At 62.0% G+C, this 23,391-nt stretch carries 26 protein-coding genes; 18 read left to right on the forward strand and 8 right to left on the reverse strand.

Annotated elements, in window-relative coordinates:
- The first annotated feature begins 66 nt into the window (after positions 1–66).
- The 9 genes from K3178_RS05280 to K3178_RS05320 all read left to right on the forward strand — a co-directional run bounded on the left by K3178_RS05280 (position 67) and on the right by K3178_RS05320 (position 7,817).
- Positions 67–744 carry a peptidylprolyl isomerase gene (locus K3178_RS05280; RefSeq protein ID WP_221570303.1) on the forward strand — a complete coding sequence of 226 codons (678 nt, stop codon included), beginning with the start codon at positions 67–69 and terminating at the stop codon, positions 742–744.
- 48 nt (positions 745–792) lie between these two features.
- Positions 793–1,821, forward strand: a complete 1,029-nt coding sequence (queA, locus tag K3178_RS05285; RefSeq protein WP_221570304.1) for a tRNA preQ1(34) S-adenosylmethionine ribosyltransferase-isomerase QueA — start codon at positions 793–795, stop codon at positions 1,819–1,821.
- Positions 1,822–1,830: 9 nt separating this feature from the next.
- Entirely contained in the window at positions 1,831–2,772 is a 942-nt protein-coding gene (locus tag K3178_RS05290; RefSeq protein WP_221570305.1) for an ABC transporter ATP-binding protein, read from the forward strand.
- Entirely contained in the window at positions 2,769–3,533 is a 765-nt protein-coding gene (locus K3178_RS05295; RefSeq protein WP_221570306.1) for an ABC transporter permease, read from the forward strand. The genes K3178_RS05290 and K3178_RS05295 overlap by 4 nt, the downstream gene beginning before the upstream one ends.
- 116 nt (positions 3,534–3,649) lie before the next feature.
- Positions 3,650–4,210: an outer membrane protein gene (locus K3178_RS05300; protein WP_221570307.1), complete on the forward strand. Its 561-nt coding sequence runs from the start codon at positions 3,650–3,652 to the stop codon at positions 4,208–4,210.
- A 98-nt stretch (positions 4,211–4,308) separates the two neighbouring features.
- Positions 4,309–5,259 carry a DUF481 domain-containing protein gene (locus tag K3178_RS05305; RefSeq protein WP_221570308.1) on the forward strand — a complete coding sequence of 317 codons (951 nt, stop codon included), beginning with the start codon at positions 4,309–4,311 and terminating at the stop codon, positions 5,257–5,259.
- Positions 5,260–5,263: 4 nt separating this feature from the next.
- Positions 5,264–6,400, forward strand: coding sequence for a tRNA guanosine(34) transglycosylase Tgt (tgt, locus tag K3178_RS05310; protein ID WP_221570309.1), 1,137 nt, complete (start codon positions 5,264–5,266; stop codon positions 6,398–6,400).
- Positions 6,397–7,092 carry an SDR family NAD(P)-dependent oxidoreductase gene (locus tag K3178_RS05315; RefSeq protein ID WP_221570310.1) on the forward strand — a complete coding sequence of 232 codons (696 nt, stop codon included), beginning with the start codon at positions 6,397–6,399 and terminating at the stop codon, positions 7,090–7,092. Before tgt ends, K3178_RS05315 begins: the two co-directional genes overlap by 4 nt.
- A 47-nt stretch (positions 7,093–7,139) precedes the next feature.
- Positions 7,140–7,817 (forward strand): M50 family metallopeptidase, encoded by a 678-nt coding sequence (locus tag K3178_RS05320; RefSeq protein ID WP_345719845.1) that lies wholly within the window; start codon positions 7,140–7,142, stop codon positions 7,815–7,817.
- Here the strand turns inward: K3178_RS05320 and K3178_RS05325 are convergent.
- The 6 genes from K3178_RS05325 to purB all read right to left on the reverse strand — a co-directional run bounded on the left by K3178_RS05325 (position 7,814) and on the right by purB (position 11,946).
- On the reverse strand, positions 7,814–7,984 hold the full coding sequence (locus tag K3178_RS05325) for a hypothetical protein (RefSeq protein ID WP_221570312.1): 171 nt from the start codon (positions 7,982–7,984) through the stop codon (positions 7,814–7,816). The genes K3178_RS05320 and K3178_RS05325 overlap by 4 nt on opposite strands.
- A gap of 120 nt (positions 7,985–8,104) precedes the next feature.
- Positions 8,105–8,719: a 30S ribosomal protein S4 gene (rpsD, locus tag K3178_RS05330; protein ID WP_221570313.1), complete on the reverse strand. Its 615-nt coding sequence runs from the start codon at positions 8,717–8,719 to the stop codon at positions 8,105–8,107.
- 154 nt (positions 8,720–8,873) lie between these two features.
- Positions 8,874–9,515, reverse strand: coding sequence for a phosphoribosylanthranilate isomerase (locus tag K3178_RS05335; RefSeq protein ID WP_221570314.1), 642 nt, complete (start codon positions 9,513–9,515; stop codon positions 8,874–8,876).
- A 9-nt stretch (positions 9,516–9,524) separates the two neighbouring features.
- Positions 9,525–10,199, reverse strand: coding sequence for an orotidine-5'-phosphate decarboxylase (gene pyrF, locus K3178_RS05340; protein ID WP_221570315.1), 675 nt, complete (start codon positions 10,197–10,199; stop codon positions 9,525–9,527).
- The gene (locus K3178_RS05345) at positions 10,196–10,561 is read right to left on the reverse strand and encodes a hypothetical protein (protein WP_221570316.1); all 366 of its coding nucleotides are present in this window, start codon (positions 10,559–10,561) and stop codon (positions 10,196–10,198) included. The genes pyrF and K3178_RS05345 overlap by 4 nt, the downstream gene beginning before the upstream one ends.
- Positions 10,562–10,635: 74 nt before the next feature.
- Complete coding sequence (gene purB / locus K3178_RS05350) at positions 10,636–11,946, reverse strand: adenylosuccinate lyase (protein ID WP_221570317.1); 1,311 nt, start codon at positions 11,944–11,946, stop codon at positions 10,636–10,638.
- A 320-nt stretch (positions 11,947–12,266) separates the two neighbouring features.
- Here purB and K3178_RS05355 point away from each other — a divergent pair, with 320 nt between their 5' ends.
- Positions 12,267–14,933 (forward strand): DUF3857 domain-containing protein, encoded by a 2,667-nt coding sequence (locus K3178_RS05355; protein WP_221570318.1) that lies wholly within the window; start codon positions 12,267–12,269, stop codon positions 14,931–14,933.
- A gap of 6 nt (positions 14,934–14,939) precedes the next feature.
- Here the strand turns inward: K3178_RS05355 and radC are convergent, their stop codons facing one another.
- Positions 14,940–15,638, reverse strand: a complete 699-nt coding sequence (radC, locus tag K3178_RS05360; protein WP_221570319.1) for a RadC family protein — start codon at positions 15,636–15,638, stop codon at positions 14,940–14,942.
- A gap of 72 nt (positions 15,639–15,710) precedes the next feature.
- Here radC and K3178_RS05365 point away from each other — a divergent pair, with 72 nt between their 5' ends.
- The 8 genes from K3178_RS05365 (at position 15,711) to K3178_RS05400 (ending at position 22,360) form a co-directional block, all read left to right on the forward strand.
- Positions 15,711–18,926, forward strand: a complete 3,216-nt coding sequence (locus tag K3178_RS05365; RefSeq protein ID WP_221570320.1) for an intermembrane phospholipid transport protein YdbH family protein — start codon at positions 15,711–15,713, stop codon at positions 18,924–18,926.
- 53 nt (positions 18,927–18,979) lie between these two features.
- Positions 18,980–19,186 (forward strand): YnbE family lipoprotein, encoded by a 207-nt coding sequence (locus K3178_RS05370; RefSeq protein ID WP_247713518.1) that lies wholly within the window; start codon positions 18,980–18,982, stop codon positions 19,184–19,186.
- Positions 19,187–19,196: 10 nt separating this feature from the next.
- On the forward strand, positions 19,197–19,589 hold the full coding sequence (locus tag K3178_RS05375) for a YdbL family probable chaperone protein (RefSeq protein WP_221570321.1): 393 nt from the start codon (positions 19,197–19,199) through the stop codon (positions 19,587–19,589).
- A gap of 188 nt (positions 19,590–19,777) precedes the next feature.
- On the forward strand, positions 19,778–20,098 hold the full coding sequence (locus K3178_RS05380) for an AtpZ/AtpI family protein (protein WP_221570322.1): 321 nt from the start codon (positions 19,778–19,780) through the stop codon (positions 20,096–20,098).
- A 53-nt stretch (positions 20,099–20,151) separates the two neighbouring features.
- Positions 20,152–20,940: a F0F1 ATP synthase subunit A gene (locus K3178_RS05385; RefSeq protein WP_345719846.1), complete on the forward strand. Its 789-nt coding sequence runs from the start codon at positions 20,152–20,154 to the stop codon at positions 20,938–20,940.
- Positions 20,941–20,977: 37 nt separating this feature from the next.
- Positions 20,978–21,205: a F0F1 ATP synthase subunit C gene (locus K3178_RS05390; protein ID WP_006832363.1), complete on the forward strand. Its 228-nt coding sequence runs from the start codon at positions 20,978–20,980 to the stop codon at positions 21,203–21,205.
- Between the two features lie 86 nt (positions 21,206–21,291).
- Positions 21,292–21,786: a F0F1 ATP synthase subunit B family protein gene (locus tag K3178_RS05395; protein WP_221570323.1), complete on the forward strand. Its 495-nt coding sequence runs from the start codon at positions 21,292–21,294 to the stop codon at positions 21,784–21,786.
- Positions 21,779–22,360 (forward strand): F0F1 ATP synthase subunit B family protein, encoded by a 582-nt coding sequence (locus K3178_RS05400; RefSeq protein WP_221570324.1) that lies wholly within the window; start codon positions 21,779–21,781, stop codon positions 22,358–22,360. Before K3178_RS05395 ends, K3178_RS05400 begins: the two co-directional genes overlap by 8 nt.
- A gap of 53 nt (positions 22,361–22,413) precedes the next feature.
- On the opposite strand, the gene K3178_RS05405 is transcribed toward K3178_RS05400, so the two are convergent.
- Positions 22,414–23,388 (reverse strand): NADPH:quinone oxidoreductase family protein, encoded by a 975-nt coding sequence (locus K3178_RS05405; protein WP_221570325.1) that lies wholly within the window; start codon positions 23,386–23,388, stop codon positions 22,414–22,416.
- Positions 23,389–23,391 lie beyond the last annotated feature (3 nt).

Here is a 23,391-nt window from a genome sequence, read left to right on the forward strand (position 1 = left end):
TTCATTGAACCGACAGCGCAGCGCCGCTAGGGCGAGGCACACACAGGACAATTCGACGGAAATATGATGCTCAAGTCTTCGCTTGCCCTTGCCGCCGCCGCTCTGACGGCGATCGCTCCGGTTGCCGCAGTCGCGCAGGAAGCCGAGGCTCCCAAGGCCTCGAAATTCACCTACGCGCCGATCGACTACAACCTCAACGAAGACCGGGAGAACATCTTGTTCCTCGACCTGTCGAATGGCGAGCGTGTCGGCATCCGGCTTATGCCCGAATGGGCACCCAACCATGTCGAGCGTATCAAGACGCTGACCCGCCAGGGCTTCTACGACGGCATCATTTTCCATCGCGTCATCGAGGGTTTCATGGCGCAGACCGGCGATCCGACCGGCACCGGGCAGGGAGGCAGCCAGCTTCCCGACCTCGAGGAAGAATTCAACCCGATGCCGCATATCCGCGGCACGCTCTCGATGGCCCGCGCGGCGAGCGATGACAGTGCGAACAGCCAGTTCTTCATCGTATTCTACCCGCGCTTCAGCCTCGACAAGAAGTATACCAACTTCGGCCGCGTCATCTCGAACATGGCTGCCGTCGATGCGATCAACCGCGGCGAACCGCCCGCGAACCCGACCCGCATCCTGCAGGCCTCGCTCGCTTCGGACAACAAGCCCGTCCCCGCGCCGATGCCCGCCGCCGCCCCCGCCATCATGGGCGAGGAAGAAGTCACGCTGGACGATTTGAACTCGTAAGCGAAAAGCCGGTTTGCAGCGCGATTGCGAGCGTCTAGGGGCGCTGGCATGCGCGTCGACCTTTTCGATTTCGAGCTTCCCAATGAACGCATAGCGCTGCGGCCCGCGCGCCCGCGCGATGCCGCGCGCATGCTTGTGGTGCCTGGCGAGGGCGACTTTGCCGACCGGAGCGTTCGCGACCTTCCCGACCTGCTCGAACCGGGCGATGTGCTGGTATTCAACGATACGCGCGTCATTCCCGCCCAGCTCGAAGGCCGGCGCGGCGAGGCGAAGATCGGGGCGACGCTGCACAAGCGGATCGACCTGCGTCGCTGGCAGGCTTTCATCCGCAACGCCAAGCGTCTGCGTGTGGGGGAAACGGCGGAATTCGGCGGCGGCGTGACCGCGATTGCGGAGGATCGCCTTGATGACGGCAGTTTCGTGCTTTTCTTCGAAGGCGAGGAGCCGGTCGAGGTGCTTCTGGAGCGGGCAGGGACCATGCCGCTGCCTCCCTATATCGCGGGCAAGCGCGCCACCGATGCTCAGGACCGCGAGGATTACCAGACCATGTTCGCACGGGAGGACGGAGCCGTCGCCGCGCCCACCGCAGCGCTACATTTCACCGACCGGCTGATGGCCGACCTGAAGGACCACGGGATCGCTTCCGAGACGCTCACCTTGCATGTCGGAGCCGGGACCTTCTTGCCGGTGAAAGCCGACGATACGGACGATCACCAGATGCATTCGGAGTGGGGCAGGATCGAGCAGGCCACTGCCGACCGCCTCAACGCCGCGCGCGCCGATGGTGGCCGGATCATCGCTGTCGGCACCACCAGCCTGCGCCTCCTCGAAAGCGCGACGGGCGAGGATCGCATTATCCGCCCCTTCGCAGGCGACACCGACATCTTCATCACTCCGGGCTACACCTTCCGCGCGATCGACGGGTTGATGACCAATTTCCACCTGCCCAAGTCGACGCTGTTCATGCTCGTAAGCGCATTGATGGGTCGTGAGCGGATGCAGGCCGCCTATGCCCGTGCGATCGCAAGCGAGTATCGCTTCTATTCCTATGGTGACTCCTCGCTCCTGCTTCCCTAGATCGGTTGCATGAACGAACCGATCCTCGAGCTCGAGGGCCTGACCAAGGTCTATCCCGGCGGGCTCAAGGCCCTCGATTCTGTCGACCTCACCATCCGCAAGGGCGAGATTTTCGCACTGCTCGGTCCCAATGGCGCGGGCAAGACCACTCTGATCGGCGCGGTTTGCGGATTGGTCCGACCGACTTCGGGCACGATGCATGCTTTCGGCCACGATCTTTCGACCGACTGGCGCAAGGCGAGGGCGCGGATCGGGCTGGTGCCCCAGGAACTCTCGACCGACATGTTCGAGCCGGTACATCGTGCGGTTTCCTATTCGCGCGGGCTCTTCGGCCTCGCGCCCGACCCCAAGCGCATCGAGGAAATCCTTCGCAGCCTGAGCCTGTGGGACAAGAAGGACGAGCGGATCATGGCGCTGTCTGGCGGGATGAAGCGCCGCGTACTGATCGCCAAGGCGCTGGCGCACGAACCCGACCTGCTGTTCCTCGATGAGCCGACCGCCGGCGTGGACGTCGAATTGCGCAAAGGCATGTGGGCGATCATCGACGAAATGCGCGAGCGCGGTGTCACAGTGATCCTCACCACGCATTACATCGAGGAAGCCGAGGAGATGGCCGACCGGGTAGGCATCATCCGGCAAGGCAAGCTCATCATGGTCGACGAGAAGGACGCGATGATGGCGCGGCTTGGCCGGACCGAGGCGCATATCTCGCTCGCCAATCCGATTACCGCGCTTCCCGCCTCGCTTTCGCAATATCCGGTAGAGATCGAGGAGGGCGGGACATCGCTCTGCTATCGCGGCGGAGACGGGACCGGGCGCGGCAAGGCCGAGGTGGCCGACATCACCAAGGCGCTGCTCGCCGAGGGCATCGACTACACCGGCATCGATGTGCGCGAGAGCAGCCTCGAAGACATTTTCGTATCGCTTCTCGGCGAGGAGGAGCCGGCATGATTTCTTGGCGTTCCACCTGGTCGATCTATACCCGCGAGCTGATGCGTTTCCTGCGCACCGCATTCCAGTCGGTGCTCGCGCCGGTGCTGACCACATCGCTCTATTTCATCGTCTTCGGCGCTGCTATCGGCGGTCGCATGCCCGATCTTGGCGGGGTCGATTACGGGGCCTTCATCATTCCCGGCCTGCTGATGCTCACCCTGCTTGGCGAGACGACCAGTAATTCGAGTTTCGGCATCTACATGCCGCGCTTCACCGGCACGATCTACGAGTTGCTCAGTGCGCCAGTGGGCGTGGCCGAGACGCTGATCGGTTTCGTCGGCGCGGCCATGACTAAGAGCCTCATTCTCGCTGCCATCATCCTCGTCACTGCACGCTTGTTTGTCGATTACTCCATCGCGCACCCGCTGCTGGCAATGCTTTACATCATGCTGGTGGCAGCCGCCTTCAGCCTGTTCGGTTTTATTCTGGGCATCTGGGCTGACAATTTCGAGAAGCTCGGCATCATCCCCATGCTGTTTCTGACACCGCTCACTTTCCTTGGCGGAACATTCTACTCGATCGATATGCTCCCCAAACCCTGGGACACGATCGCGCTCGCCAATCCGATTGTCTATCTCGTCAGCGGGCTGCGCTGGACATTTTACGGGAGCAGCGATGTGAATATCTGGGTCAGCTTCGGGATAACGCTCGCGTTCCTCGCGGCCTGCACGGCTGTGATCGCCTACATCTTCAAGACGGGATGGCGCCTCAGAGCCTGAACGAAAGTTAACGAAAATTGCTGCGTTAAGCATTTTCCATTCAGAGTCCGGCAAGCAATTGCAGCGCAGTTTGTGCTCGTCCGCATTCAGGAGCGGACCGGATAATGAGGGAAATAATGAAGACCAAAGCATTACTGCTCGCCGCCGCAACCGCTGGCGCAGCATTCGCACTTCCGACCGCAGCCCAGGCGCAGGACATCGTTCCCGGCGAAGGCTTCATCGGTGCCTCGGCCGGCGTTCATACGCTTGGCCTTGAGGATGAGCTCGAGGATGTCGCCCCCGGACTCGACTTCGACGATTCGAGCCCGATCTTCGGTGTTTTCGCCGGTTACGACTTCCCCATCGCGCCGGGCATGTTCCTCGGCGGTGAGGTGAACTACAACTTCGGCACCGACGCGCTCGACGGTGACTATGGCGCCTCGGCCCGTCTTGGATTCAACGTACCGGGCGGCACCAAGATCTACGCGCGTGGCGGATACCAGGCGATAAAGATCGACTACAATGAACTGGTCAACGACGACACGCTCGACTTCAGCGCTTTCGACGACACCGAAAGCGACTATCTCGTCGGCCTCGGCGTCGAGGTACCCATTGCCGGCCTCTTCCTCCGCGGAAACATCGATACGATCTCGTTCGACACGATGCGCGCAACGGCTGGTGTCGGCGTCCGCTTCTAATCGCGTCTGACATGAAATCGATGGGGCGGGCCTTGCGAAGGGCCCGCCCTTTCTCTTTGCGGGTGGCGAATGCGGGCCGCACAGGCTAGGCGGCGCGCATGAAGACCGCTGTTTGCCTCCTTTGCACCGCTTCTGCTCTTTGTTTTGCTGCCCCGGCGTCCGCCGAGCTGCCCGAAGGCGTGCAGGCGATGATCGATGCCGCCATCGCTACAGGCGATGAAAAGAAGGTCGAAACGGTCCTTGAGCTGGCCCGCGCGACGAATCCGGAGGATCTGGCAAAAATCGATGCGATCGAGGCGGAATGGATAGCTGCGCAGACTGCCCGGATTGCGGAGCAGAAAGCCAAAAAAGAGCAGGAAATTCGCACCGCCGGAATTTTCGATCGCTGGAGCGGCGAGGGCGAGATCGGGGCATTCCAGTCTTCCGGTAATACCGACAGCTTGGGACTGGCGACCTCGCTCAAACTGAAACGCGAGGGGCTGAAGTGGAGCCATCTGCTAACCGGGCGGGCCGATTATCAGCGCCTAAACGGCGAAACGAGCCGCGAACAGTTTCTCGCCGCCTACGAGCCGCGCTGGCAGTTCAGCGAGGACCTGTTCGTCTACGGCCTTGCGCAGTTCGAGCGTGACAGGCTGCAGGGTTTCGATGCGCGTTATGCGGCCTCGGGCGGCCTCGGATACAAGGTTTTCGACCGCGATGGGCTCAAGCTGTCGGTCAAGGCAGGCCCTGCATGGCGGATAACCGAGTTTCGCGACGGAACCAGCAATAGCCGCATCGCTGCGCTGTTCGGCGCCGACTTCGATTGGGAGATCGTGAAAGGTCTGACCTTCACGCAGGACACGAACGCGCTGGCGGAAGGCGGGGGAGAGGTCCAGGTGCTGGTCGACGGCAGCAACACCAGCATCAACCTGGTCAGCGGGCTCGATTTCAAGATTTCGGAGAAGCTCCGCTCGCGGCTGTCCTATGCCGTCGATTACGATAGCAATCCGCCGGCAGACGCCGTGTCGACCGACACGCTGACCCGCTTCACCGTCATTTATGGCTTCTGAGATAATGAGCACTCGCTTCGATTTCGACATCCACGCACGCGACGGCAAGGCGCGTATGGGCACGATCCGAATGCTTCGCGGCGACATCCGCACGCCCGCTTTCATGCCCGTGGGCACGGCGGCGACGGTCAAGGCAATGAAGCCCGAAACCGTTCGCAAGACCGGTGCGGACATTATCCTCGGCAATACCTACCACCTCATGCTGCGCCCTGGGGCGGAACGCGTCGCGAAGCTTGGTGGCTTGCATAAATTCATGAACTGGCATCGCCCGATCCTGACCGATAGCGGCGGTTACCAGGTGATGAGCCTTTCGGACCTCCGGAAACTCACCGAGAACGGCGTCGAATTCCGCAGCCATATCGATGGTTCGAAGCACATGCTCACGCCCGAACGCAGCATGGAAATCCAGCGCCTGCTCGGAAGTGATATTGTGATGGCCTTCGATGAATGCCCGCGCGCCGACCGACCGCGCGACGAAATTGCCGCAAGCATGGAAATGAGCATGCGCTGGGCCAAGCGCAGCCGCGACGGGTTCGACGCAGGCGGCGAGCATGCAGAGCGCTCGGCCCTCTTCGGTATCCAGCAGGGTGCGCTCGACGAGGAATTGCGCAAGATCAGCGCCGAGAAACTGACCGAGATCGGTTTCGACGGCTATGCCATCGGCGGCCTTGCCGTGGGCGAGGGGCAGGAGGCGATGTTCGCTACGCTTGACTTCGCGCCCGGCCAGCTGCCGGAGAACCGCCCGCGCTATTTGATGGGAGTGGGCAAGCCCGACGACCTCGTCGGTGCGGTGGAGCGCGGGGTCGACATGTTCGATTGCGTGCTGCCCAGCCGTTCGGGCCGCAACGGGCAGGCCTTCACATGGAACGGCCCGGTAAACATCCGCAACGCCCGCCATGCCGAGGACACAGGTCCGCTCGACGAAGGGTGTCCGTGCGACACCTGCGGCACTTATAGCCGCGCCTACCTCCACCACCTCAACAAGGCGGGGGAAATCCTCGGCGCGATGCTGATGACCGAACACAATATCGCTTTCTACCAGCAACTGATGCAGGCGATGCGCGACGCGATCGGAGAGGGGCGATTTGCCACCTTCGCAGCCGATTTCCGGCGCGATTACCTGGGCGAAGCGCAAGCGTGAGCTGGAAGCGGGCCGCAGTCATCGGAGCATCCGGCGGCCTCGGCGCCGCGCTTGCCGATGGGCTGGAAGCCGCAGGAACACAGGTTCACAGACTGGCGCGAAGCTTCGAATGCGCCGGATATATCGACCTGACCGACGAAGCGTCGATTGCCTCCGCTGCCGCTGCCATTCAGGAGGATGCCCCTATCGACCTCGTGCTTGTGGCGACGGGCTATCTGCATCGCGATGGCGAGGGGCCTGAAAAGGATTGGCGCCACCTTTCGGGCGACGAGTTGGCAAGAAACTTCGCCATTAATGCCACCGGGCCGGCGCTGGTGGCCAAACATTTCCTTCCCTTGCTGCCCGATGATGGGCGTTCCTGTTTCGCCACCTTTTCGGCGCGGGTGGGAAGCATATCTGACAACCGCCTCGGCGGCTGGTATTCCTATCGTGCGAGTAAGGCGGCGCTCAACCAGATCATCCGCACGTTATCGGTCGAGCTGAAACGTAAGAAGCCTGATGCGTTCTGCGTTGCCCTGCACCCGGGGACCGTCGACACCTCGCTCAGCGAACCGTTCCAGCGCAATGTGCCACAGGGCAAGTTGTTCACGCCGGAGTTTTCCGCCGGCAAGCTCCTTGCCGTCCTCTCCTCCCTTGAACCGCGCGATAGCGGCCGCATATTCGCATGGGACGGAGAGGAAATCGCACCTTGAACGGATACCGGCCGCCATCATTGCAGAGCGACGCAGGAAAGCAGGAAGTGACCCTGCTGGTCGTGCTCGGCTTCATCTCGATCCTGCTTTGGGGTTCGCCATGGGGCGGTTATCTGCTCTATCCTTTCAGCATTCTCGCAACCTGGTTCCACGAGATGGGTCACGGGCTTGCCGCCATGGCCTTCGGCAATGATTTCGAGCGGCTGGTGATCTTCCCCGATGGCTCGGGTTACGCGATGCACTTCTCCGAGGCAGAACCTTCGCGGTTCTCACAAGCGATGATTGCGGCCTCGGGCCTGCTCGGGCCGACGTTTGCCGGGTGTATGCTGATCCTTGCTGCGCGAACGCATAAGGCAACGCAGATTGCGCTTGCGCTCCTTGGCGTGGCCCTGCTCGGTTCTACGCTAATATGGGTTCGATCCATGACCGGTTGGCTGGTGCTGCCTGCGCTTGGTGCGATCAGCCTTGGTCTCGCATTCTACGGTAGAGAAAAATACCGCCGTTTCGCAGTGCAATTCCTCGGCGTGCAGGGCTGCATCTCGATTTACCGCGACTTCGGCTACCTGTTCAGCGAGGGCGGGGTGATGGAGGGGCGCATGCAGCGTTCCGATACAGGCTACATCGCCGATGCGCTTTTCCTGCCTTACTGGTTCTGGGGCGCGGTCATCACCGCGATGATGGGGGCAATGGTGATCTGGTCGCTCAAGCGCGCCCACCGGGCCTAGGCCGGGCCCAGTTCGCGCATTTCGAGGACGGTGCCGCGATAGGCAATGAAGCGGCCGAGTGCATCGGTGAAACCAGCCCCGATGCGGTTGGCCTGTCGCTGGGCTTCGGCGAGGGTGGCGTACCATTTCCCCACGCGGTCGCGGGTAACGAAACGATATTGGGTCATAATAACTCGAAAACGCCTAACTATCGGAAGAGGTTTCTGAAAACACGACGAACCGAGTGACGTGCAAACGAAAAGGGCGGCCCCGAAGGACCGCCCTTTGCTGTTCGATTATCCCGCGGATTAGCGCGAGTAGAACTCGACCACGAGGTTCGGTTCCATGGTGACCGGGTAAGGCACTTCGTCGAGCTTCGGCACGCGGGTGTAGGTCACCTTGTCGTTGCCGTCGGGGCTGACGTAGTCGGGAATTTCACGCTCGGGCAGGCTCTGAGCTTCGATGACGAGAGCCATTTCCTTGGCCTTGCTGCCAAGGCTGACGACGTCGCCGACACGGACACGGGCCGAGGCGATGTTGGTCTTCACGCCGTTAAGGTAGATGTGGCCGTGGCTCACCAGCTGGCGGGCAGCGAAGATGGTCGGTGCGAACTTGGCGCGGTAGACGACCATGTCGAGGCGCTGTTCGAGCAGGCCGATCAGGTTCTGACCGGTGTCGCCCTTCATGGCCGACGCTTCCTTGTAGGTGCGCTTGAACTGCTTCTCGGTCACGTCGCCGTAATAGCCCTTGAGCTTCTGCTTGGCGCGCAGCTGCAGACCGAAGTCGGACATCTTGCCCTTGCGGCGCTGGCCGTGCTGGCCGGGACCATACGAACGCTTGTTGACCGGGGAATTCGGACGACCCCAGATGTTTTCGCCCATCCGGCGGTCGAGTTTGTACTTGGCGCTCTTGCGCTTCGACATAGGTATTTCCTTCAATTTGCTGAGCTGCCCCTGTGGCAGCCATTCAACCCGGCATCGCACCGCAGGAATCCTAGGGATTTCTGCGCGGCTACCGCTTCACCGGGGTGCGGAGCCAATCAGCGAAGGCGCGCGATTAGCAGAATTGTGCAGCGCGTCAAGCCTTGCGTGCCGCCTCGCAGAAGGCGCGGACTAGGGCAGGGTCCTTCTGTCCGGGCGCGGTTTCTACCCCGCTCGACGTATCGACCAGGGGTGGGTGGAGTGCACCGATTGCCTGTGCCACGTTCCGCGCATCCAGTCCTCCTGCCAGCCCCCAGCCGGGCCGCCCTTTCCATCCGTTCAGCAGCGACCAGTCGAACCGCAATCCCATGCCACCGGGAAGTGCCGCATCTTTCGGTGTCTTGGCATCGAACAACAGCAGGTCGGCGATGCGGGAATATGCCTGCGCCCGATCGACATCCTTAGCGGCGGCGACGGATATCGCTTTCCAAACCGGCAGGCCGAAGCGCTGCTTCACCTGGGCAATGCGTTCGGGTGTTTCCTCGCCATGCAGCTGGAGCGCATCGAGCCTCCCTGCCTTCACGGCCTCGGCAATCGTCCCGTCATCTGCATCTACGAACAGGCCAACCCGTCCAATGCGCTCGCCAGCGCGCATTGCGAGCGCGCTTGCGGCGTGCTCGTCGACATGGCGCGGGGAGGGCGGGAAGAAAACCAGGCCGAAATAATCGGCGCGCGCCTCGATGGCTGCATCAAGCGCCTCGACGGTCGAAATGCCGCAGATCTTGATCGCGGTGGGCATGGCTAGGCCTTAAAGCGTCGCCTCGATTTGGCGCGCGGCCGCTTCCGGATCTTCTGCCCGGCTGATCGGACGGCCGATCACGAGTACGCTGGCCCCGTCGTCACGCGCCTGTCGAGGAGTGACAACGCGTTTCTGGTCGCCCGCATTGTTGGTATCGAGGCGCAGCCCGGGAACGACGAAGAAGCCGTCCTTCCATTGGTCGTGCACCGCCTTGATTTCGTGTCCGGAGCAGACCACCCCATCCAGGCCCGCTCTATGCGCCAATTCCGCGAGGCGCAGGACGTGGTCCTGAGGCGAATCCTTTACGCCCATGATTTCCAGATCCCGGGCATCGAGGCTGGTCAGCATGGTGACCCCGACGACCTTGGTGTGCTCGCCCGCAGCGGCCTTGGCATCTTCCATCATCGCGCGGCCACCGCAGGCGTGGATGGTCACGATCGCCGGTTCGAGGACGTGGATCGCCTGCATCGCGGCTGCGACGGTGTTCGGGATGTCGTGCAGCTTCAGGTCGAGGAAGATCGGCAGGCCGAGCTGCGCGAACATATGCACGCCATGTGCGCCATGGGCGTTGAAGAATTCCAGCCCCAGCTTGACGCCGCCGACGTGGTTCTTGACCTTGCCGGCAAGCTCGACCGCGTCCTTCAAACGCGGGACATCGACAGCAAGATAGACGGGATTGCTCATGACTTTATTGTCGGCTCCGGATCGACGGGGTTGGAAGGCTCGGGCGGCAGGTCTTGCGTTGCCGGCTCGGGACGTACGGGCGGTGTGGGGGTGGGAGTGTCCGCCCTCGGCGCGGCCATCTTGGTGGTGGCGGTTTCAAGTGCGGCAATCCGACGCCCCTGCCGCCAGCGCACGCCGCGATGGTAAAGCCACATGGGTACGAGGCCGATCAGGAAGGAGACGATGACCAGCGCAGGAACACGCGTATCCCAGACGATGCCCGGCCAGATGCGGACATCGATCTGGCGGTCCCAGTTGCCGAAGGAGAAGGCAAGGATGCCCACAAGCAGCAGGACCCAGAGGATCGTTCGTACGATTTGCATGTTACCAGCAGCTCCCCTTTGCATCTTTTGATGCACGCTAGGGCTGGATTACCCCAGAGTCTAGCGGGACAGGTCTAGCCGAACACGCGGTCGAAAATCGTGTCGACCTGCTTGAAGTGGTAGTCGAGGTCGAACCGCTCCTCGAGCTGTTCGTGGGTGAGTGCGGCAGTCACTTCTTCGTCCTGCTTCAGCAGATCGAGCAGCATCAGCTTGCCGTCCGATTCCCATACCTTCATCGCATTGCGCTGGACGAGGCGATAAGCATCCTCGCGGCTCACGCCGTTCTGGGTGAGCGCGAGCAGCACGCGCTGCGAATGAATGAGGCCGCCCATTCGGTCCATGTTCGCCTGCATGCGCTCGGGGTAGACGAGCAGCTTGTCGACCACCCCGGTGAGACGGGCGAGGGCAAAGTCGAGCGTGATCGTGGCATCCGGCCCGATGAAACGCTCGACCGAGGAATGCGAGATATCGCGCTCATGCCATAGCGCCACGTTTTCCAGCGCGGGGAGGGCGTAGGCGCGGATCATGCGCGCCTGTCCTGTGAGGTTTTCGGTTAGGATCGGGTTGCGCTTGTGCGGCATTGCGCTCGAGCCCTTCTGGCCCTTGGAGAAGAACTCCTCGGCTTCGAGGACTTCGGTGCGCTGGAGGTGGCGAACCTCAACGGCAAGGCGCTCGATGCTGCCCGCGATAACCGCTAGCGTGGCGAAATACATCGCGTGACGGTCGCGCGGGATGACCTGCGTCGAGACGGGCTCGGGCTTCAGGCCCAGCTTCTCGGCGACATACTCCTCGACCGACGGGTCGATATTGGCGAAGGTCCCGACAGCGCCCGAGATAGCGCAGGTGGCGATTTCCTCGCGCGCGGCGATGAGGCGCGTCTTGCAGCGATCGAACTCGGCATAGGCCTGCGCCAATTTGAGACCGAAGGTCACCGGTTCTGCATGAATGCCGTGGCTGCGGCCGATCGTCGGCGTGTATTTATGCTCTTCCGCGCGGCGTTTGATGGCACCGAGCAGGTCGTCGAGGTCCGCCAGAAGCAGGTCGGTCGAGCGCGCAAGCTGGACGGCGAGCGTGGTGTCGAGGACATCGCTGCTGGTCATGCCTTGGTGCATGAAGCGCGCCTCGTCGCCGACGTTTTCGGCCACCCAGGTGAGGAAGGCGATCACGTCGTGCTTGGTCACCGCCTCGATAGCATCGATCGCGTCGACATCGATCTTCGGATTTGTCGCCCACCAGTCCCACAGCGCCTTGGCCGCGCTTTTCGGGACTACGCCCAGCTCGCCCAGCTTCTCGGTCGCGTGTGCCTCGATCTCGAACCAGATGCGATATTTCGATTCCGGCTCCCAGATGGTGGTCATCTCGGGGCGGGCGTAGCGGGGGACCATGGGTCGACTCCGATTAGGGTGGGGTAGGGCTTGCCGCGACCCGCTAGAGAGGCGGGCTCCTGCTGGCAAGGCCGTGCGCCCGTTTGTGCAGCAATTGATGGTTGATTGCGCCTTTACCCATTCACCGCAGTTCCATTGCGCTTTCCGGGGGTTGCGATAGGATGTGCGCCATGAACGACCAGTCGCAATTTCCGCCCGTTAGGCTTCTGCTCCTTTCCGGTGCAAGCTTCGGTCTCTTTCTCTCAGCCCCCGCTATAGCAGGCGAAGAGTTGGTATACGGCGAGGCACCGGAGTGGGTAGTTCCAGCCCAGTTGTCCGAAGTGGACACGAAGAGAGGGCCGTCAACGCTCATCTACGACTGGCAGCACCGTCTGGAGAACGGTCTGGTTACCAGTTACCAGGACGCCGCGATCCGGATCGACAATCCCGATATGCTGATGCAGCAGGGTACGGTCACGCTTTCCTGGCTTCCCGACAAGGGCGATCTGACCATCCACCGTGTTGAAATCCTGCGCGGCAAGGAATCGATCGACCTTATTGCCTCTGGTTCCGAATTCGATGTGATCCGCCGCGAGCAGGGGCTCGAACAGCGCCTGCTCGACGGCGAGCTGACCGCAACGCTTGCGGTTCCCGGCCTCAAGGTTGGTGACATCCTGCGCGTCACCCATTCGATCACGCTCGACGACCAGGCGCTGGGCGAGGAGATGCAGGTCTCGCAATATCTCTGGACCGATCCGTGGAAGGTCGGCTTTTCGCGAGCCCGGGTCAGCTGGCCGGAGGCGTCGGACGTCCATTGGCGCGCAGAGGAAAACGCAGGTGTGGAAGCTCCGGTCCTAGAGGACGGGTATCGCATTATCGATGTGACCCTGCCGATAGGAAAATTGCCGGAAATGCCTTCGGACGCGCCGTCGCGCTTCACCCGTGCGCCCGTGCTGCGCGTGGGCACCTTCGCAGACTGGCAGGAGCTTTCCCGCGTTTTCGCGCCGCATTACATCCAGGCGTCGAAAGTACCGGACGGTGGCGACGTCGCTGCAGAAGCAAAGCGGATCATGCGCGCAACCAAGGATCCGCTGGCGCGGGCCGCAATGGCGACGCGGGTAGTGCAGGATGATGTCGCATACCTGCTCGATGGCCTCGATGGTGGCAATTACATGCCGCAGAATGCGAGCGATACCTGGGACAAGCGATATGGCGACTGCAAGGCCAAGTCGGTACTCCTCTATTCGTTGCTCACCCGCATGGGTATCGAAGCGGTACCAGTCCTGGTCGCGACCCAGGGCGGCGATGCCATTCCCGAATTGCTCCCCATCCCCGGTAATTTCGATCACATGATCGTACGCGCGACGATCGACGGCACCGATTACTGGCTGGATGGCACAAGCAGCGCGACACGCCTCAACAATATCTCCGAAGTGCCGGCTTTCTTCTATGCGCTGCCGCTGACCGTCGAGGGTGCCGAACTGGTCCCGATGACGCAGCGCGAGCAGCCCTGGCCCGATATGGTGATGGACATCACCACCGATTATTCGGCCGGTATCGACCTTCCCGCGCCGTTCGAAATGACGATGACCTTCTATGGTGCGCAAGGCGCCGGCATCCGGGCCATGGCCGACAAGAGGGACGAGGACCAGCTCAAGCAAATGGCGAGGTCCTTCGCAGGTTCGGTCGGGAGCGGAGCAGCCGTCAACAAGGTCGAAGTCACCTATGACGATGAAGAGGCCAAGGGCGTCCTGAGTTTCAGCGGCGTGATGCCTAGCGCCTTTACCTGGCGCGACGGACGGCTGCGGCTGGAATCGGGCAACGAACAGGAATTCGTCTTCAATCCGGATCGCGCACGCAGCGAATGGCGCGATATTCCGGTCCAGACCCTCGGACCGCGGCGCAACCGTATTATCGGAACCGTCATCCTGCCCGATGGCGGGCACGACTTCATCTCCACGGGGCTCGAGAATGTCGACATGAGCTTCGCCAACACGCGGGTCGTGGGCAATACGAAGACATCGGGCAAAACGATCACGTCGTCGGTCGATGTGATCGAGGGGCTTGGCGAAATTGCGGCTGCCGACATCGGCCGCCACAAGCGCGCTGTGCTGAGGCTCAACTCTGTCGACGCCGAGCTTGTCGCGCCTGAAAACGTGACCTGGCGCTGGGAGCGCGATCCCGCCCGGATGGCACGCGACACCAAGTCTATCCTCGAATCCTATGACCGCGCCGTCGCCTTCGCCGCCGATGACGACTTTTCCGCACTTGCCCAGCGCGCCAATTTCCTGACCCAGATTTACAGCTGGGAAGCGGCATTGAAGGATCTCGACGTGCTGGTGGAGGAGGATACTTCCGCCGAGGTGCTGGGCTGGCGCGCGGCAGTGCTCAATGCGCTCGGTCGTCCTGACGATGCGATTGCCGATGCAAGGAGGGCCTATGATATCGATCCGAACAGCGGCAATGCGTTCTACCTCGCGGAACTGCTGGCTTATGCCGGCGAGCGGCAGGAAGCCCTCGACTTGCTCGAAAACTTCCCGGTGACCGACGAGGATGCGGGCAGCTATGCCAGCACCTATGCAACGGTGGCCGGACTCGACGGAAAGACCGATGTGGCGCTCGAGCTTCTTGGTGACGAAGTGGCATCGAAGCCGCTCAATGCCTCCGTCCTCAATGCCGATTGCTGGTTCCGCGGCCTGTTCAACGTCGGCATCGATACCGCCATGCCCACCTGCACCAAGGCGATCGAGCGCGCCACCAATAGCGCGCCGATGCTCGATAGCCGGGCCATGGTCAGCTACCGCATGGGCAATTTCGACGCCGCGCTGAAGGATCTCGACAGCGCTCTGGAACTTGTGCCCGGACTTTCAGCTTCGCTCTATCTTCGCGGGATTATCCGGCTCGAAACGGGCGATACGGGCGGGCGCGAAGATATTTCGCGTGCGCTGCGCATCACGCCCGACCTTGCCGGACGCTACGCCCAGCACGGTGTCGTCCCGAAAAAGTAGAAACGCTCAGATCAGGCCCTTGGCGCGGAGAGACACGTGGCTCCCGCGCCCCACGATCACGTGATCATGGACGGTGATGTTGAGCAGCCTGCCAGCCTCGGCGATGCGGTTGGTGATCTGGATGTCGGCGCGGCTCGGTTCGGGATCGCCGCTGGGGTGATTGTGGACAAGGATCAGCGCGCTCGCCCCGACATCGAAGGCCCGGCGAATGACTTCGCGCGGATGGATTGCGGCCTCATCGATCGATCCCTCGGCGGCAAGGTGGTCGTCGATCAGGCGGTTTTTCGTGTCTAGGTAAAGCACGCGAACCCGCTCGTGCTTGAGGCTGGCCATGTCGATCGCAAGGTAATCCAGTAGCGCCTGCCAGCTGCCGAGGACGGGCTTCTGCTCTACCGAACCGCGCGCCATGCGCCGGGCTGAAAGCGAAACCGCGTGAAGGGCGGCCGCGCTCGCTTCGCCCATGCCTTTGACTTGCGCCAAAGCGCCGGGCTCGGCGTTGAGGACATCGCCGAAGGATCCGAAATGCGCGATCAGGCGCTTCGCGATACCCTTCGTGTCACCCTGTCGGAACGCTGCGAACAGCAGGTATTCGAGCAATTCATAGTCCGCCAGCGCCTCTGCTCCGCCCCTCAGCAGCCGCTGGCGCAGGCGTTCGCGGTGGCCCGTTCCCGCGTGGCTTTCCTGAATTTTTGCGACCCCCGGCACCTTTTCCCTCCCCAAGGCGTTTCAATGCCTTGCATTGCCTTTATGTCGCAATGCGCGCAAGTGCGGGGATGAATGTACGGGTCCAGCGACCACATCGAAGCGGCAAGAAGACCGCGTTGGCGCAAGAAGCGCTACAACATCCCGGCGCTGGTTCTGTCGGTTCTGTTCGTGGCTGGCCTGGTCGCGTGGTTCAACCGCATCGATATAGCCAACGACTTCATCGCCGACCAGTTGGAAGCCAACGGCCTTCCGGGGACCTATACGGTCGAGCGGATCGGCGGTCGCACGCAGATCATTTCAGACCTCGTTATCGGTGATCCGCAAGCGCCCGACCTGACCGCCGAGCGGGTCATCGTGCGCCTGCGACACCGCTTCGGCTTGCCGGAAGTGGCGGGACTGACGCTGGTCAATCCGCGGATTTACGGTCGCTACGTGGACGGAGAACTAAGCTTGGGTTCGCTCGACAGCCTGCTGTTCGACGACAGTAGCGACGAACCTTCGGGTCTGCCTGATATCGACCTCGTTATTCGCGACGGACGCGGGCTGGTCGAAACCGATTATGGCCCTGTGGGTCTGAAGATATCGGGCGAGGGCAACCTGGTCAGCGGGTTCGAAGGTATTCTTGCCGCATCCGCGCCGGATCTGGCTTTCAATGGCTGCAAGAGCAACGGCACGACGCTTTATGGCAAGATCACCACGAGCAGCGCAGAGCCGAGCTTCAGCGGTCCGCTGCGGGTCGCCGCAATGGAATGTGACGCGCAGCAACTGTCCGTCAACGACCTCGTGGCCGAAATCGATGCGACCACCAATGCCCTGCTCGCCGATCCGCAACTTGAGGCGCGTATCGCCAGCAACGAAGCGCGCTATGGAAGCAACTCCGCCCAATCGCTCGCTGGCACCGTTCGTGCGCAACTGAAGGGTGACGCGATGACCTCGCGCTACTCGCTGGCCGCCCGCGGAGTGGAGACGCCGCAGGCACTGGCGGCAGTCCTTACTGCAGAGGGTATGATCCGCTCGCAGCGCAATTTCGCTGCACTGGAAGTAGAAAGTGATATCGAGGGCAACGGACTCCGGCTCGGCCGGTCGCTGATTGCAGCTATCGAAGGAATGGCGACATCGGGCGACGGGACGCTGCTCGAACCAATCGCCCGGCGGATCGGCAGTGCGCTCCAGTCGGAAACGCGCGGCAGCTCGCTTGCTGCCGACCTGCGCTATCGTTCGGACGAAAAAGGGTATTCGCTCCTCTTACCGCAGGGCGAGCTGACCGGCGGTAGCGGGGCGCGTTTACTCTCGCTGTCGCGGCTGGAACTGACCGAACGCGGCGACGAACCCCCGCGTATTGCCGGTAACATCGCCACCGGCGGGCCGGGAATACCGCGCATCAGTGGGCGGATGGAGCGCTCGGGGGAGGGCGATGCGCTGTTCCGCCTCAGCATGGCACCTTATGAAGCGGGCGGTTCGCAGATCGCCATTCCGCGCATCATGATCGCCCAAGGCAGCACTGGCGCGCTGGGTTTTAGCGGGGAGGTGGAGGCAACCGGCCCGCTCCCCGGCGGCGCGGTCGACCAGTTGTCGATGCCCGTCACCGGACGCTGGGAACCGGGCGGCCAGCTTTCCATGTGGCGCGAATGTACGCGGATCGGCTTCCGCCGGCTTGCTTTTGCCGAGCTCAACCTCGCCGGACCGGGCCTTACCCTGTGCCCTCCACCAGGAAAGCCGATGCTGCAATTTGGCTCGGGCGGATCGCGTTTCGCGGCCGGTGCGCCCTCGCTGAACCTGACCGGGGCGCTCGGCGATACACCTGTCAGGATAGCAAGCGGGCCTGTCGGCTTCGGCTATCCGGGTACGCTGACCGCCCGCAATTTGGATATCTCGCTCGGTCCGGCAGATACAGCGAGCCGCTTTGTCATCTCCGACCTCGACGCGCAGATCGGTGACAACATCGCCGGCACCTTCGACGATGCCGAAATCGCCCTTGCTGCCGTGCCGATGACGCTGATGAACACCGCGGGCAACTGGGATTACACAAATGGCAGGCTGACAATCGGCGATGCCAGTTTCCGCCTTATCGACCGCGAGGAGCCCGACCGCTTCGAACCGCTCGTCGCGCGCGGTGCGGGGCTGACCCTCGTCGACAACATCATCAATGCCGAGGCGGCGCTGCGCAATCCAGGGACGGACCGCGTGGTTACTCTGGTCGATATCCGCCACGACCTCTCCACCGGTGGCGGCCATGCCAATCTCGATGTCGAGGGGCTGACGTTCGACGAGGCATTGCAGCCGGAAGATCTCAGCCCTCTCGCGCTCGGCGTGATCGCGAATGCGGACGGGACGATCACGGGGACGGGCCGTATCGACTGGTCTCCCAGCGGGGAAGTCACCAGCACCGGATCCTTCTCCTCGGAAAATATCGACTTCGCTGCCGCGTTCGGCCCGGTAAAGGGGGCCAGCGGGACGGTCGAGTTTACCGACTTGCTCAACCTCACCACCGCGCCCAATCAGAAAATACGCATTGCCTCAGTCAATCCGGGCATCGAAGTGCTGGACGGGGAAATCGAGTTCAGCCTGCAAAACGGCGAACTGCTGGCGGTGAGCGGCGGAAGCTGGCCCTTCATGGGCGGTCGCCTCATCCTGCGAGAGGTCGATCTCAATCTCGGTATCAGCGAAGAGCGCGCTTACGTGTTCGAGATCGTCGGTCTCGATGCGGCGCAATTCGTGGCGCAAATGGAGCTGGAGAATATTTCGGCGACCGGAATTTTCGACGGGACCGTGCCGATTATCTTCGATGCAAACGGTAACGGACGGATCGAAGAGGGCATTCTCCTTTCGCGTCCGCCCGGCGGCAATATATCCTATGTCGGCGAGCTGACCTATGAAGACCTCTCGGCCATTGCCAATTTTGCCTTCGATGCGCTGCGCAGCCTCGACTATTCGCAGATGCGCGTGATCATGAACGGACCGCTAACCGGCGAAATCGTTACGCAGGTGCGCTTCGACGGGGTACGGCAGGGCGAAGATGCCAAGAGCAATTTCATCACCAAGCAGCTAGCGAAACTGCCACTGCAGTTCCGCATTAACATCAAGGCTCAGTTCTACCAGCTGATCACCTCGGTAAAGGCCATGTACGACCCGGCCTCCGTGCGCGATCCGCGCGAGCTCGGGCTGCTCAGCGACGACGGCAAGCGCCTGCTGCGCCGTTCTATCACCGGCGAAGAAGTCGAACCCGATATCGATCCGGAGGACGTGATTCCGGATGAACCCACCATTCAGGACCAGGAAAGCGAGTGAAGCTTATGAATCCCCTTGAATTGACCGACCATGATGGCCGTGCGAGAACCTGCATGATGCAGGGTCAAGCGGCACTGAAAGGTCCGAAGATTTCGGCGGCGGTCGGCATGGCCTCGCTCGCGCTGGCAGGTTGCGTGACGGTGGAAGCACCCACGGAACCCATCGTGATCGAGCTCAACGTCAACATCCGCCAGGAAGTGATCTATCGCCTTGCAGAAGATGCGGGCAACACGATCGAAGAGAATGCGGATATTTTCTGAGGGTGACTTTATGACCAAGCGACTTACCAAGGCTGCATTGTCCGGCGCCGCGATCGCGGTAGCCCTGGGCGGAATTGCCGCACCGGCCTTCGCCCAGCGCGATCCGGCCTATGCTGCTGCGCGTGCCGCCGGCGAGGTGGGCGAAAAGATGGACGGCTATCTGGGCATCGTCGGAGCCTCGACGCCCGAGCTCCAGCGCATCGTCAACGACATCAATATCAAGCGCCGCGCGGTCTATTCGCAGCGTGCGCAGGCAACCAATGCGACGCTCGAGGAATATGCTCTGACCGCCGGTTGCCAGGCGATCCTGGCGACTTCGCCAGGTGAAAAATACCAGGCGCCGGACGGCAGCTGGCAGACGCGCACGAGCGCCCCGCCGATGCGCGATTCGCGCTGTCCCTGAGCGCTTTCTCGGCATTCGATTCGAAGCCTTTCCTCGGCGACCTGCCGAGGGGAGGCTTTTTTGCAACTGCGATACCGCCTTTTGCACCCCTGCCATGTTGACTCGTTTATGACCCCCATCTAAGGGGGCCGCGCCCTTGGCGGGCAAGTCCCTGCGCGTGCCGCGCAACCCCCATAAAGGAGCATGGCATGAGCGACGACGAACCCGCACGGAAACCCATCGAGGAGGATGCGCGGATCGACGCGCTGGAAAAGCGGCTCAGTGCCGCCCAGCAGCGCGAAGATGAGCGCAACCGCAAGACCGGTTCCGGGGCCGATGCGAACTATCGCAGCGGCAACCGTGTACTGGCTGACTTACTCGGCGGGCTTCTCGGAGGTTCGGTTATCGGGTGGGCCATCGGCTACTTTACCGATACCAATCCTTGGGGTCTGTTGGTTGGCCTGTTCCTCGGAATAGTCGTCGCCTTCAGGAATATTATCCGCGCGGCAAATCAGAAGCCCGGCGAGTGACCCCGAAAGGGGCTTTGCGGGGCTTTCGTTACAGGATTTAGGGAATTTCAGACGTGGCAGCCGAACAGGCCAAAGTCGATCCGATGTACCAGTTCACCATCGAGCCGCTCGGCGGTTCGGAGGCTTGGGAACTGGCCGGTTACAACATCGCCTTCACCAACTCCGCTATGTGGATGCTGATCACCACCGTGGTGCTCTTCATTTTCGTGCTGGGCGGGATGCGTCGCCAGCTGGTTCCCGGACGCTGGCAGATGATGGTGGAAACCTTCACCGGCTTCATCGATAACATGCTGGAAGCGAACATCGGCAAGGCCGGGCGCAAATATGTACCCTATGTCTTCAGCCTGTTCATGTTCATCCTGTTCGCGAACCTCCTCGGCCTGCTGCCGCTGGGCGTGATCGGGCTGCATCCGTTCACCTTTACCAGTCACTTCACCGTGACCGGCGTGCTGGCGATCATCAGCTTCTCGATCGTGCTCCTGGTCGGCTTCTGGAAGCATGGCTTGCACTTCTTCAGCCTGTTTGTGCCGCACGGCACGCCGCTGCCGATGATCCCGGTGATCGCGCCGATCGAGTTCATCTCCTTCATGGTGCGCCCGTTCAGCCTCGGCCTGCGTCTTTTCGTGGCCATGATGGCTGGTCACGTCCTGCTCGAAGTTCTCTCGAGCTTCGTGATCGACGGCACGAATGCCGGCGCGGGCTTCGGTCTGCTGGTCGGCCTGCCCAGCTTCATCCTGATGATCGGTATCTGCGCTCTCGAGCTGCTCGTTGCCGGTATCCAGGCCTATGTTTTCGCACTTTTGACGTCGCTGTACATCAACGACGCCGAGAACCTTCACTAAGTCTTCAATTCAAAAAGTTTTTCCAAAGGAGTTTGTCATGGAAATGGAAGCTGCAAAGCTCATCGGTGCTGGCCTCGCTGCAATCGGCGCTGGTATGGCTGCAATCGGCGTGGGTAACGTCTTCGGTTCGTTCCTCGAAAGCGCTCTGCGCAACCCGGGTGCAGCCGACGGCCAGCAGGGCCGCCTGTTCATCGGCTTCGCCGCTGCCGAGCTTCTCGGCCTGCTGGCGTTCGTCGTTGCCATGATCCTGATCTTCGTCGCCTAACAGCGCGAAATCATGTTCCGGGTGCCGGTTGGGAACAGCCTGACCGGCCCCGCAATTTTCCTGCTTCACGCTTTTCGAGAGCTGCAATGCCCCAGATAGCACAGCTTGCCGATACATGGTCCAGCCAGGTCTTCTGGTTGCTGGTCTTCTTCGGCATCACCTTCTTCGTCATCGGCAAGGGAATGGTTCCCAAGGTGATGGACACCGTCGCCCAGCGTGACGGCCAGATCGCCGCGGACCTCGCCGCTGCCAAGGCCGCGCGCGACGCTGCCGACGAGCAGGAAGAAGCCTGGCGGGTCAAGGAAAACGAGAACCGCGCCGCGGCGCAGGCGATCGTTGCCAAGGCCAAGGACGAAGCTGCCAAGAAGAGCGAGAAGAAGCTCGCCGCCGCGCAGAAGCGTCTCGACAAGAAGCTGGCCGAAGCGGAAGTCCGCATCGACGAAGCGCGCACCGCCGCGCTCGCCGAAGTCGAAAGCGTTGCCACCGAGGCTGCGCAGGACATCGTCAAGACGCTTGCTGGCGTCTCGGTGACCAAGCCTGTCGCTGCCAAGGCAGTGAAGGAGCAGATGGCCCATGGCTAATCCGAACACCTCCGACCTGCCCGAAGTCATCGCGACCGACGCTGCTCAGGCCAATGTCGAAATCGATACTGGTGCCGGCAAGCATGTCGAGCCCGAACTGTGGGGCCTCGCTCCCTTCCAGGTCGTCTCGATCTCGATGCTCGTCCTGCTGATGTTCGCCTTCTTCGGCGCCAAGGTCCATAAGACCATCGCCGGCGGTCTCGACAGCAAGATCGCAGCAATCAAGGAACAGCTCGAAGAGGCAAAGCAGCTTCGTGCCGAAGCCGAAGCTCTCCGCAAGGAATATGCCGACAAGATCGCCGGTGCCGAGAAGGATGCCGAAGCCATGCTCGTGAATGCGCAGCATGAAGCAGACGCAATCCTCGAAAAGGCGGAGGCCGACAGCAAGGCCATGGTCGAGCGTCGCAAGCGCATGGCTGAAGACAAGATATCGGCTGCAGAGCGCGAAGCAGTCGAGGACGTGCGCAACCGCGCCGTCACCGCAGCCACGGGCGCAAGCCGCAAGCTCATCGCTGAAAAGCATGATGCCGAAGCCGACAAGAAGCTCGCCGACAAGCTGATCGCCGGCATCTGATTTTCCCGATTGGACGGGAACGAGAAGGGCGGCCCTTAGGGTCGCCCTTTTTGTTACGGGGTGAGTACGATCTTGCCCACGATCTCGCCGCGCTCCATCGCTTCGAATGCGTCGCGCCAATTTTCGAGAGGCAGGATGCGGTCGATATGAGGTGTGATGCGCTTCTTGCTGGCTAGCGTATCGATAGCTTCGGCCACCCGGCGCGCACGTGCGGGGAATTGGCGCGCGTATTCCCCGGCACGAACGCCAACTACCGAAAAGCCCTTGATGAGGGGGATATTGACCGCGATCTCGGGAATGCGTCCGGCAACAAAGCCAACAACGAGCAGCTTGCCGCCGAAGGTGACGCAGCGCGTACTCTCATCGAACACATCGCCGCCGACGGGATCGAATACGAGATCGCACAGCCTGCCATCGGTGAGCTCCGCCACTTCGTCGCGGAAACGCCCCTGGTTGAGGATCACGGCGTAAGGTCGGGCGGCTCGGCGCAAGGCTTCGAGTTTGTCCTCGCGGTGCGTAGCTGCAATGACTCGTGCCCCGAGCGCCTTCGCGAGGTCGCAGGCTGCTAGTCCCACGCCTCCGCTCGCGCCATGAACCAGGACGGTCTGACCCTTTTCCAGACTGCCCTGTTCGACAAGTGCCACATAGGCCGTGTGATAGGCAGCCCCCATCGCTGCCGCCTGCGCGAAATCGAGCCCATCGGGGATTTTGCGGAGCGCATTTGCGGAAAGGACGATTTGCTCGGCAAAGGCACCCGTTTTCGCGCCGCCCATGACCGGATCGCCGGGCTTGAATACCCCGCCGGCATCGGCCTCGATCACCTCGCCTGCCATCTCCAGCCCCGAGATGAAGGGGAGGTCGGGTTTGAACTGGTATTCCCCGCGCGTCATCAGCAGGTCGGGATAATTGAGCGAGGCAGCCCGCACGCGCACGAGCACCTCGCCAAGCCGGCGCTGCGGTGCAGACGTGTCGACCAGCGATACTCCTGACAGGTCGCGCGATAAACTCTCGACGACGAGCGCTTTCATGCC

Origin of the sequence: Qipengyuania sphaerica, assembly GCF_019711595.1 — a bacterium.
In the GTDB taxonomy this organism is placed as follows: domain Bacteria; phylum Pseudomonadota; class Alphaproteobacteria; order Sphingomonadales; family Sphingomonadaceae; genus Qipengyuania; species Qipengyuania sphaerica.